The organism is Methylobacterium gregans, assembly GCF_022179245.1.
Lineage (GTDB): Bacteria > Pseudomonadota > Alphaproteobacteria > Rhizobiales > Beijerinckiaceae > Methylobacterium > Methylobacterium gregans.
Genome location: NZ_BPQM01000019.1, coordinates 22,350 through 31,304 on the forward strand (window position 1 = coordinate 22,350; position 8,955 = coordinate 31,304).

The 8,955-nt window shown below is 72.1% G+C and carries 9 protein-coding genes; 7 read left to right on the forward strand and 2 right to left on the reverse strand.

All coding sequences use genetic code 11. The features are described from left to right. Nucleotides 1-54: 54 nt before the first annotated feature. Nucleotides 55-1,425 (reverse strand): right-handed parallel beta-helix repeat-containing protein, encoded by a 1,371-nt coding sequence (locus MFF54_RS04545; protein WP_238301450.1) that lies wholly within the window; start codon nt 1,423-1,425, stop codon nt 55-57. A gap of 640 nt (nt 1,426-2,065) precedes the next feature. On the opposite strand from MFF54_RS04545, the gene MFF54_RS04550 reads away from it, so the two are divergent. Further along, nucleotides 2,066-2,749, forward strand: coding sequence for a hypothetical protein (locus MFF54_RS04550; protein WP_238301451.1), 684 nt, complete (start codon nt 2,066-2,068; stop codon nt 2,747-2,749). 87 nt (nt 2,750-2,836) lie between these two features. Here the strand turns inward: MFF54_RS04550 and MFF54_RS04555 are convergent, their stop codons facing one another. Beyond that, nucleotides 2,837-3,028 carry a hypothetical protein gene (locus tag MFF54_RS04555; RefSeq protein WP_238301452.1) on the reverse strand — a complete coding sequence of 64 codons (192 nt, stop codon included), beginning with the start codon at nt 3,026-3,028 and terminating at the stop codon, nt 2,837-2,839. A gap of 239 nt (nt 3,029-3,267) precedes the next feature. Here MFF54_RS04555 and MFF54_RS04560 point away from each other — a divergent pair, with 239 nt between their 5' ends. The 6 genes from MFF54_RS04560 to MFF54_RS04585 form a co-directional block, all read left to right on the forward strand. Continuing rightward, complete coding sequence (locus tag MFF54_RS04560) at nt 3,268-3,984, forward strand: hypothetical protein (protein WP_238301453.1); 717 nt, start codon at nt 3,268-3,270, stop codon at nt 3,982-3,984. Nucleotides 3,985-4,148: 164 nt separating this feature from the next. Continuing rightward, complete coding sequence (locus MFF54_RS04565) at nt 4,149-4,508, forward strand: hypothetical protein (protein ID WP_238301454.1); 360 nt, start codon at nt 4,149-4,151, stop codon at nt 4,506-4,508. 256 nt (nt 4,509-4,764) lie between these two features. Next, complete coding sequence (locus MFF54_RS04570; RefSeq protein ID WP_238301455.1) at nt 4,765-5,874, forward strand: NAD-dependent epimerase/dehydratase family protein; 1,110 nt, start codon at nt 4,765-4,767, stop codon at nt 5,872-5,874. Continuing rightward, nucleotides 5,871-6,971, forward strand: coding sequence for an NAD-dependent epimerase/dehydratase family protein (locus MFF54_RS04575; RefSeq protein ID WP_238301456.1), 1,101 nt, complete (start codon nt 5,871-5,873; stop codon nt 6,969-6,971). Before MFF54_RS04570 ends, MFF54_RS04575 begins: the two co-directional genes overlap by 4 nt. Continuing rightward, on the forward strand, nt 6,968-8,263 hold the full coding sequence (locus MFF54_RS04580; RefSeq protein ID WP_238301457.1) for a TIGR04295 family B12-binding domain-containing radical SAM protein: 1,296 nt from the start codon (nt 6,968-6,970) through the stop codon (nt 8,261-8,263). The genes MFF54_RS04575 and MFF54_RS04580 overlap by 4 nt, the downstream gene beginning before the upstream one ends. Beyond that, nucleotides 8,254-8,955 (forward strand): glycosyltransferase (locus tag MFF54_RS04585; protein ID WP_238301458.1); only part of this gene is annotated, 702 nt, incomplete at its 3' end. The genes MFF54_RS04580 and MFF54_RS04585, both read left to right, overlap by 10 nt.

Consider the following 8,955-nt stretch of genomic DNA (forward strand, 5'->3'; position numbering starts at 1 on the left):
CGCCTTCCGCGGGCCCGCGATGCGGCCGCCGGGTTCCGGCGGCCGCCCTCTCCGTCAGCTCCAGGAGAAGGTGTTGTGGTAAGCCGCCATCGGCGCCTCGCCGGTGATCTCGCTCGCCTGGAAGGTGCCTCCGAAGGCCTCGTCTTGGATGCCACCGCCGTAGACGACGTTCCCGGGCGCTGCCGGGTTCTGGTAGGCGGCATTCGTGATCGTGGAATCGTCGGCCAGCGAGAAGATCAGCGAGCCCGACATCGGCGTCCCGCGACCCGCGTGGCTGTCCGCGAAATTGTCGAACGCGCGCACGTCGTCGAAGGTGTTGCCGCTGCCGTAATCGGAGAAGGCGCCGTTGCCCATCCGCACGGTGTCGACGTTGCTCACGTGGACGCCGGTTCCGCCCTCGATGATCACGCCGACGCCCGAGGGAGAGTTGTTGCCGTCGATGAGGCCGTTGGCGACAGTGACGTTGCTGCTGCCGATGTTGACGTTGTCCTCCGTCCAGGAGGTCTCCAGGTCGTTGTAGCTGTAGAAGTCGGTCAGGCTGCTGTTGTCCGAGCGGTTGAGCTGCACCAGCTGCCCGCGCGGGAAGGGGCCGCGCATGTTGTAGCCCTCGATCCCCTGGAGCGTCGCGTTCGGCGAGTCCTGCAGGTAGAGGCCCGTCGAGGCATCGCGCACCGTGACGTGGCTGACCGAGGCTCCGGGCGACTCGAACAGCCCGATCCCGTACTGCTCGGGATCGCTGTTCGGGCCGGAGGCCGGCGCGCCCGCATTGATGAGCTCGACGCCATCGATGGTCAGGTTCTGGGCGCCGACCGCGTCGATGCCGTACCCGCCCTGATCGGTCCCGTTGTAGTGGATGCGGACGTTGCGGATGGTGACGTCGGCGTCGTCCTCCAGCTCGATTCCTACCCCGTCGGCGTAGATGTCGAGATTCTCGATCACGTCCCCGCTCTGGGCCTGGATCGTCCCGTCGTGCCGGGTGAGCGTGGCCGTCCCCGAGACGGCGGCGGAACCCGTGCCGGTCAGCAGGGCTGCGGCGTCCACGTCGGACAGCACGGGTGCGACGGCTGCCGCTGCGGTCTCGGCACCGGCCGTGGACGTGCTCGCGGGGCTGGCGATTGCCGCGTCTGCGGTGGTCTCGGAAGTGGTCCCGGACGTGACCTCAGGGGCCGCCTCCGGGAGGGTCTCCACCTCGGATCCCGGAAGCGCCGCCGGGGTCGGTCCCGAAGCCGTCTCCAGGGTTGCCGGGTCGGTCGCCGCGAGGTCGTCCGCGGACGGAGCCGCGGAAGGGTTGGCTGAACTGCTCGCGGGGACGTCCGAAGGGGCCACGGCGTTCGATCGGTCGGAGCTGGCGCGGTGCCAGTCACGCTCCACGCGGGTCCAGAAATCGTCGAGGGCGGGGCTGTCGTTGTGGCGGGTGAACTGCATCGTTTGGGGTGTCTCTTTTCTCTGCCTAGAGGATGCCGGGCCGCGAGCGGCCGGCGTTTTCGCCGTGGGCGAGCGCGCACGGCGTTTCGAGCGGCGCCACGCACGGTGGCATCGCGTCGAACACGTGAATTGAGGGACGGCCGGAGCCCGGAAGTGAGAAGGCCGATAAGGTATGCTCAAGTACAAATCTGATGTTTGTACGAAGGCATACGTTTTGTTTTGTGTTGGTGTTTGTAAATTGTTTGTTTCTTGCTGCCAAGCTCAAATGCCGAAATGGGGCGATCGTGTGTCGGGGCGGCGAATGCGCGGCTCCGACGCTGCACGCGGCTTGGTGGCGAGAGGCGCGGCGTCGGCCCGGCCGCGGCATGGTCTGATGTGAAGGCGCGGTGCATTCGGTCGTACGCCAAGAGTGATCCTTGCGGGGATCTCAGTCTCCGGCGCGCTTGCCAGGGCGAATGATCGTCGCAAGACTCTGTCGCCGGGGGAAATTTGCCGTTGGTCTCTGCGGCGGGCTCTGTGTTTCGCAGGCCTCTGCAGGTGCCGGATATGGGAGGTCTCGATGAGGTGGGCTCGCCTACGGATTTCCGCTGTCGCGATTGCGATCGTACTTCAGGCGCCGGAATTGGCCGGCGCCGAAAGATTGAATTCGTCCACGACCGAGGCGAGAACCGTCCTGTTCGTCAGGACGGACCCGGACAAGCTGACGAAGAACCTGCCCGCGGGCTGGGCCGCCGTGCCGGGCTCGGGCGCGGCCAAGGACGCGAATCTGGTTCTGATCCTGGTCGAGGGGTTCTCTCAGAGCGACGCTGACGGGAAGCCGGCGGCCTATCCCGACAAGTACGCCGTGTGGGGAACCTCGGCGAAGAACGCGCAGAGCGGCGCCGTCGCCTTCATGGTAATGGGCGGGATGATCGCTCCGGCGCAGGGGGCACCGGGCGCCTACGGCGTATACAGGCCGGCGAAGGTCGTGATGACCAAGACGGCCCGCGCGACCGAGGGCGGCCCAACCCTGGTGGAGGAATCGTGGGACATGACGACCGAGGGTGAGGACAGGCTTCGTCTGACCGCGACCTACGAGCGCGGCCTCGCGACGCGCGCTCGCGTGGAGCCGAGGGTGTCCTCGGTCGCCAAGCCCGACTTCTACCGGCTCTACAAGGCGGATCAGGTCTCCGAGTTCGTCTATTCCGTGCCGTCCGGCCGCAAGACGAGCCGGATCGCGTTCAGCGCGAGCGGGCCCTTGTTCGCTGATCTGTTCGAGGGGGCCGAGGTGATGGCGGTCGCAGCGGTGCCCGCCTACCACCGGCAGATCTATCTGCCCGATTAGTGCGTCCGATCTTGCTCGACCGGCTCGGGCCAAGCGCCTTCCTCACGCCCGCTCGCGGTTGCTCCGCGAGCGGGCCCGTCACGGATGCTAGCCTGGGAAGGAGCCGAACGCCTCGAAGGTGTTGGTGGGCGTCGCGGCGGGCTCGCCCTCGGAGCGGTTCGCCGTCTCGTCGATGCGGCCTTGTTCGGCCGAATCGGTGGTCTGCTGAATCGGGTCGGTCGTTGTGGGGATGGGGGCGGGCGGCAGGGCTGTGCGGTCGTGCTGCGCGTCCAGGTTCATCCGAACTCCTCGGTCTGTTGCGTGTTTCACGGCACAGCTTGGGTAAACGCCGGAATCCGTGGGGCAACCCGTCCCGGGACATGGCTGCCGCCGTCCGGGAGGGCTTGCATGCAGGGCGGCGGAGGGCCGCGGAGGACGGCCGAGCGCCGGCGCGGCGTCGCCGCTACAGCCTGGGCGGGCAACCGATGCGATAGCGAGAGCGCGAACGGACGGGGCGGCGAGCAGATAGCAGAGCGGGCATGAGTGCGGCATCCGAGTGGCGCGAGGCGCGCAACCTCAAAGCGCGGGCGCGGCTGGAGCGGGCCCTGCCTGCGATCTTCCCGGCGCCGGTGCTGCAGCATGCGCTGGCGCGCCCGCTGACCCCGCCGACGCCGCGGCTCGCTGTCGAGAGCTACTGGCGCGCCCACGTGCTGCGCGCCGACAGGTTGGCGCGGGCGTTGGCCGCGCGCTCCGGTACCCCGGAGGGCTGGGTCTGGCGGGCGGGGCCCGAGGCCGCCGCCGGCTTCCGGATGCCGCCCGCACCCTTCCGCGAGGCGGAGCACGGCCGCGGCCCCGGCGCCTGCTGCGTTTGTGGCCAGCCGGTCTACCGCTTCGGCTGGCACCGCGACCTCTGGGGTTCGGGCACGCCCAACCGCAATGCCCGCTGGCACACCGCCTGCGTGACGGCCTGGAAGTTCTGGGTGGCGCCGAGCGATCAGGTTAAGCTGCTCAAGGCCCGCCAGCGCCACCGCTGCGCGGCCTCCGCCAAGCGCCTGCTGCGCACTGCCGAGGTCGACCACCGCGTGCCGCTCTACCGGGTCTGGCGCGAGCACCGGGCGCTGCCCTGGCCCGAACTCCTCGGCTTCTGGGGCCTGCCGAACCTGCAGGTCGTCAACCGCACGAGCCACGCCGCCAAGTGCCAGGAGGAGGCGGCCGAGCGGGCGAGCGCGCGCCGCGCCCTCCTGCTCCTGCCCTGAGACCGGGCTCCGGCTCGGCCGTTCCCGCAGGCGGCGCGGTGCGAGGTCGCGCCCGGAAACAAGCGTGCGGCGTCCGGCATTGCCCGGCTGAGCGCCGCGTCGGGTCCGGTCCCGCGCGGCGGCGAGGGCCGGGACCGACCCGGGGTCAGACCGGGGAGAGTGCCATGGTGTTCCGCTCAGAAGATCCGCCCCCGCCCGCCAACCTCAAGGTCGACACGCCGCCCGACGCGGAGCGCCCGACGACCGCCATGCTGAAGGGCGACATCGATTCGGGCCGGACCGGCGACAAGGTCTCGCACTACGATCCGGGCCTCTCGCAGCTCGGCACCGACGACGAGGCCGCGGGCCGTCCGCCGAGCCCCGAGCGGATCGCGTCGGCGCGCGCGAGCGAGGCCGCCACGCCCCGGGTGCGGGCCTCGGCCGACCCGCACGGGCGGCGCAGCTGGGTGATGCCGGCGTTCATCGGCTTCATCGTCGCCGCCGCGGCGATCATCGGCGCGGTGATCGGGCTCTCGCCGGCCTGATCCGGACCGGCGCTCCCAGCCCAACGCGATCCCCCAGGGCGCGCTCGGACCAAGCATCCGGGCGCCTCCAGCTTGACCGTGTGAAAAGCTCAGGAACAAAGATCCTGACGTCCGATTGCCTGTGTGAGGAGCATTAGCTTCGAGAGGGCTGTATTATTCGGACAATGATCCTGACTTAACTATGTTAAGTTTGGATTTTGACCTGAATATGGTCCTTGCTGAGGCAATCACATGCGGTGGGGAGCGGCAGGGACGCGTGTCAGATCTTGTCCTGATCACAGGCGGAGCCGGGTTCATCGGCCGCCACCTCGCGGCCGCCCTGCTGCGGCACGGCTACCGCGTCCGGGTTCTGGACAGCCTGATCGAGCAGGTGCACGGGGCGGGCGCAGGCACGGCTCTGCCGCCCGAGGTTGAGTTCGTCGCCGGCGATGTGCGCGACGCCGAGGCGGTGGCCCGCGCCCTGAAGGGGGCCGACCACGTCGTCCACCTCGCCGCAGAGGTCGGTGTCGGCCAGAGCATGTACGCGGTCGAGCGCTACGTCTCGGTCAACGATTGCGGCACGGCGCAGCTCTTCCAGGGGCTGATCGAGCAGCCGGTGCGCCGCGTCGTCGTCGCCTCCTCGATGAGCGTCTACGGCGAGGGACTGTACCTTACGCAGGACGGGCGGACCGTCGAGGACGCCGTCCGGAAACCCCGGCGGCCCGGCGAGCCCTGGGACCCGCTCGATGCCCAGGGGCGTCCGATGCGCCCCATCCCGACGCCGGAGAGCAAGCGCCCGGCCCTCGCCTCCGTCTACGCGCTCACCAAGTACATGCAGGAGCGCCTGACGCTGACCCTCGCGCCGGCCTACGGCATGGAGGGCGTGGCCCTCCGGCTCTGGAACGCCTACGGGCCGGGCCAAGCCCTCTCGAACCCCTATACGGGCGTGCTGGCGATCTTCGCCGCGCGCATCCACAACGGCCAGCGCCCGATGGTCTTCGAGGACGGCGCCCAGCGGCGCGACTTCGTCCACGTCGAGGACGTCGCCCAGGCCTTCGTGCTGGCCCTCGAGCACCCGGCCGCGGCGGGACAGGTCTACAATGTCGGCAGCGGGCAGGACCGCAGCGTCACCGAGGTCGCGGCGCTGCTCGCCGCCGCGATGGGGCGCGAGGATCTCGGGCCCGAGATCACAGATCAGGCGCGCCTCGGCGACATCCGCCACTGCATCGCCGACATCTCCCGCATCCGGGCCGAGCTCGGCTACGCGCCGCGCCGCGACTTCTCGGAGGGGCTCGCCGAACTCGCCGCCTGGGTCGCCGAGCAGCAGGCGGTCGACCGCGTGGCCGAGGCCCGGCGCGAATTGGAGATGCGGGGGCTGGTGGCGTGAGCGCGGGCGAGGCAACGCCGGGCGGCCACCGCCCGGTCCTGATCACCGGCGGGGCCGGCTTCGTCGGCGCCAACCTCGCCGACCGGCTGGCCGGCGAGGGCCGCCCGGTCATCGTCTACGACGCGCTGGCGCGGGCGGGCGTCGAGGCCAACCTCGCCTGGCTGAAGGCGCGCCATCCGGGCCGGGTCACCGCGGTCGTCGCCGACATCCGCGACGCTGGCGAGCTCGCCCGCGCGGTGCGGGAGGCGGGGGCCTGCTTCCACTTCGCCGCCCAGGTCGCGGTGACGACGAGCCTCGGCGACCCGCGCGGCGACATGGAGGTTAATATCGGCGGCACGCTGAACCTCCTGGAGGCCGTGCGGACGCTGCCCCACCCGGTGCCCGTGCTCTTCGCCTCGACCAACAAGGTCTATGGCGGCCTGCCGGACATCGCCCTGCGGGCGGAGGGCGACCGCTACCTGCCGGAGGACGAGTCCGTCCGCGCGCGGGGCGTCGGCGAGGCGAGGCCGCTCGACTTCTACACCCCCTACGGCTGCTCCAAGGGCGCGGCCGACCAGTACGTGCTCGACTACGCCCGCTCCTACCGCGTCCCGGCGGCGGTGATGCGGATGAGCTGCATCTACGGACCGCGCCAGATGGGCACGGAGGACCAGGGCTGGGTCGCCCATTTCCTGATCCGGGCCCTGGAGGGGCGGCCGGTCACGATCTACGGCGACGGGCGCCAGATCCGCGACGTGCTGCACGTGCGGGACGCCGTGAACGCCTACTGCGCCGCGCTGGGGCGGATCGGCGCGGTCGCGGGCCGCGCGTTCAACCTCGGCGGCGGCCCCGCCAACGCGGTCAGCCTCCTGGCCTTCCTCGACCATGTGGAGCGCCTGACCGGGCGCCCGGTCGCGCGCGCCTTCCGCGACTGGCGCCCCGGCGACCAGCGCTACTACGTCTCCGACACGACCCGCCTGCGGGCGGCCCTCGATCTGCCGGCCTTCACCCCCTGGCGCGAGGGCGTGGCCGACCTCTACCGCTGGCTCGGGGAGACGCGGTCCGCCGCGCCGGCCCATTCCCGGACCGCTGCGGCACTTGCGGGAGCGGCCGAATGAGAGTCGCCCTCGTCAACCCGTCCTGGGACTACCGCAACAGCATCTATTTCGGCTGCCGCGAGCCGCACCTGCCGCTGGAGCTCGGCTACGGCGCGGCGCTCCTGGAGGCCGCCGGGCACGAGACGCTGACGGTCGACGCGCATCTCGAGGGGCTCTCGAACGCGGAGGCCGCCCGGCGGGTCGCCGCCTTCGCGCCCGGCATGACGGTGGTCGCGACCGCCCCCACCTACCTGTTCTGGCGCTGCGCCCCGCCGGAGCTGCGCGTGCCGCGCGCCTTCCTGGACGCGCTGGGGAGGGCGGGCGGGCGCACGGTCGCGGTCGGGCCGCACGGCTCGGCGACGCCGGGGCCGACGCTGGCCAAGCTCGGCTGCGACGCCGTGGTGCGCGGCGAGTGCGAGGAGATCCTGCCGCTTCTGGCCGGCGCGGACGACCTCGCCCGGGTGCCCGCCCTCGCCTACCGGCGCGCCGACGGCACGTCTGCGGTGACAGGCGGCCCGCACGCGAGCCGCTTCACCGACCTGCCGGCACTGCGCTGGCCGGATGCCTGGATCGCCCGCCACCGGCACCACCACCACCGCTTCGACACCGCCCCGGACGGGCCGGGCGCCGAGGTCGAGGCCTCGCGCGGCTGCCCCTACACCTGCAGCTTCTGCGCGAAGATCGATTTTCGCGACACCTACCGCAAGCGCGACCTCGGGATCCTGCTGGACGAGATCGACGGGCTGATCCGCCAGGGCGCGACCTACCTCTACTTCGTCGACGAGATCTTCCTGCCGCAGGCGCCGCTCCTCGACGCACTCACCGCCCGCGACATCCGCTTCGGCATCCAGACCCGGATCGACCTCTGGAAGCCCGACATGCTCGACCGGCTGGGCGCGGCGGGCTGCGTCTCGATCGAGGCCGGCGTCGAGAGCCTGACGGAGGAGGGCCGCGCGGCGCTGGACAAACGCTGCCGCGCCTCAACCGACGACCTCGCCGAGCGCCTGATCCGTGCCCGCCGGACCGTGCCCTTCGTGCAGGCGAACCTGATCGCGGTGGCGGGCGACGACGCCGACATGGTGGCGGCGTGGCGCGAGCGCCTGCGCGCGCAGGGCGTCTGGGCGAACGACCCGGTGCCGCTCTACCCCTATCCGAGCTCCCCCGATTACCGCCGCCTCTGGGGCGAGCCCGACGACGAGGCCTGGGAGCGGGCGCACGCCCACTATCTCGGCCAGTTCGAGCGCTTCAGCGACATCCAGGAGGAGCGCCCCCTGCCCCTGCGCGAGCTGGAGGCGGCCTGCGGATGCCGGTGAGCCCCCGCCCCCACATTCTGATGAGCGCCGACGCGCTCGGCGGCGTCTGGCCCTACAGCCTGGATCTCGCGCGTGCGCTCGCGCAGCGCGGGCTCGGCGTCACCGTCGCGGTCCTGGGGCCCGCGCCTGCGCCGGAGCGCGCCGCCGCCGCGGCGGCCGCCACCGGCGCGCGGATCCTGCCGACCGGGCTGCCCCTCGACTGGACGGCCGGGCGGCCGGAGGAGGTCCGCGCCGCTGCCGCCGCCCTCGCCCGGCTCGCGGGCGAGATCGGCGCCGACCTCGTCCACCTCCACGCCCCGGCGCTCGCGCTCGCCGACTTCCCCGTGCCGGTCGTCGCGGTCTGCCATTCCTGCGTCGCCACATGGTGGGAGGCCTGCGGCGCGGGCCCGATGCCCGCCGACCTCTCCTGGCGGGCGCATCTCGCCGCCGAGGGCTGCCGCGCCGCGGACGCGCTGCTCGCCCCCACCGAGGCCTTCGCGGCGGCGACGGCCCGCGCCTACGGCCTCGCCCAGGCGCCGCGCGTGGTGCGCAACGGGCGCGACGGCCCGGCCGCCGGGCCGGAGCGTGAGCCCGCCGCCCACGCCTTCACCGCCGGGCGGCTCTGGGACGGCGCCAAGAACGCCGCCGCCCTCGACCGGATGGCCGCGCGGCTCCCCTGCCCGGTCCTGGCGGCCGGCCCCGTCGCGGGGCCG

What these genes read in the sequence shown, in the direction of transcription:
- MFF54_RS04565 (WP_238301454.1), top strand. Translation starts at nt 4,149, where the DNA reads ATGGTGTTCCGCTCAGAAGATCCGCCCCCGCCCGCCAACCTCAAGGTC.
- MFF54_RS04560 (WP_238301453.1), top strand. Translation starts at nt 3,268, where the DNA reads ATGAGTGCGGCATCCGAGTGGCGCGAGGCGCGCAACCTCAAAGCGCGG.
- MFF54_RS04545 (WP_238301450.1), bottom strand. Translation starts at nt 1,425, where the DNA reads ATGCAGTTCACCCGCCACAACGACAGCCCCGCCCTCGACGATTTCTGG.
- MFF54_RS04555 (WP_238301452.1), bottom strand. Translation starts at nt 3,028, where the DNA reads ATGAACCTGGACGCGCAGCACGACCGCACAGCCCTGCCGCCCGCCCCC.
- MFF54_RS04580 (WP_238301457.1), top strand. Translation starts at nt 6,968, where the DNA reads ATGAGAGTCGCCCTCGTCAACCCGTCCTGGGACTACCGCAACAGCATC.